General features: G+C 56.4%; 2 pseudogenes. One reads left to right on the forward strand and one right to left on the reverse strand.

From position 1 onward, the window contains the following. A pseudogene (locus AAAB35_RS21360) lies at window positions 1-941 on the reverse strand (sensor histidine kinase); the annotation flags it as partial. 499 nt (window positions 942-1,440) lie between these two features. On the opposite strand from AAAB35_RS21360, the pseudogene AAAB35_RS21365 reads away from it, so the two are divergent. Continuing rightward, a pseudogene (locus AAAB35_RS21365) lies at window positions 1,441-1,667 on the forward strand (hypothetical protein); the annotation flags it as partial.

Consider the following 1,667-nt stretch of genomic DNA (forward strand, 5'->3'; position numbering starts at 1 on the left):
TCCCAGAGCGTTTTTTTCCTGAACCATTGAACGGTTCCTGGCGGAAGCTGGTTTTCTGACAATCCCCAGCGCTTCAGTTGCCTCGCATCGGCAATATTGGTCGGGCGAGCGTCGACATTGGCAATCGGCTTCCCGGCTATCGCATCGATGGCGAGGTCGGCGACGGCCAGACCCAGTGACTCGAAAGTGACCATATTGCCGCCGACGATGCCGTAGTCGATGTAAGTGTCATAAGGGCCGTAGAACGGTGCGCTGGCAGTTGCCGTTATCTGTTTGAGTGCTTCGCGTGGAACGAAATTACGCCCGGCGCGATCTTTAAAAATGGTCAGCGCCAGAACGATGCTGTCCGGGGGGAAGTGAGCGGCGCGCTCGACGAACTCGTCGATGGATAAGTTCTCAACGTAAGTGGTTTCATAGTTCTTGGCCAAACCTGCAAGGTCGGCACGGGCCGTTGCCAGCCAGGCGCGGTCCAAATCCGCCGATCCCCCGATAACAAAAAGATGTCGCGCCTGCGGCTGGAGGCTGCGGGCCATGTCGAGCGTCTTTCCTATGTCATCCCTATTGAAGACTCCGATCACGTCACTCGGCAAGCGCATGTTCTCGGCAGTGGTTCTGCTGAGGCCGGTTGTGACAATCCGCGCACCGGGAGCGACGGAATTGCGGTAGTTGACAATGAAGTTTGCCGATACGTCACTGAGGGCAACCACCACATCCGGGCTACGGTCGCGATACTTGTCGGTGAGGAACTGCGCCATTTTCTCGACATGGGTCTTCTCCGGAAATCTTGCGAGGTCGAGAAACTCCGAGAAAATATCAATCTTGCCCGCTGTCCTTTCTCGCAGCCGGTTTCGCACGGCTTCTCCGGCTTCGGTTGTTGCGGCTATCCGTTCGTCATACGGGTACAAAATAAGGACACGGGGTTCCCGGCCCACGATCTCCATTGAGACGGCCGATCCAGCGGCCAATATCTGGAGAACCGAGCAAAAAAACGCGATCAGAGCCCCGAGAAAGCGGGGTCGAACCTTCCAATTGCGTACCATGAGCGTTTCTTGTCCCCACAAGAACGCGCGCATAGTAGCAGATTGCGCGGCGTTCGCTACCCGTGGAAGTGCGGAGATGGTCCGCGGGAAATCCCCAGGCAATGCGCGCTGGATGCATAACTGATTAGCCGACGAACTGTAAAGCCCGGGTCGACACGCTCTATTCGGCGATAAATCGCCTCTGCCCTAAAGTACAATATCGCCTCCGCCTGCTCTTGGGTACGATGCTGCGGTCCTGCGCACCATATGGCACGCGGGCTCGAATCTCGAAGAAGTTCTCGCTGAGCAGACACTTAAAGATGAACTCGTCGGTCGCGATTAGCATGTCGTGTCCAGTGCTCTCGTAAGTCATCTCGCTCGATCGCAGTCGGCTGGAAGGTTAAAACGGAGAAACTGACAAATGCACGGTAAACTCTTTAGTTACGGCCTTGGCGCATTGACTGCCACGGCTCTTCTCTGGGGGGGCAGTACGCTTGGCCCGGCCCAGGCGCAGGACGCGCAAACCAAACCCAATATTCTATTTATCATGGGCGATGACATCGGCTGGATGCAGCCGGGTATCTATCACCGCGGTTTGATGGTCGGAGAAACACCCAACATTGATCGCATCGGCAACGAAGGGGCAAT

Source organism: Phyllobacterium sp. (genome assembly GCF_037994425.1).
Lineage (GTDB): Bacteria > Pseudomonadota > Alphaproteobacteria > Rhizobiales > Rhizobiaceae > Phyllobacterium.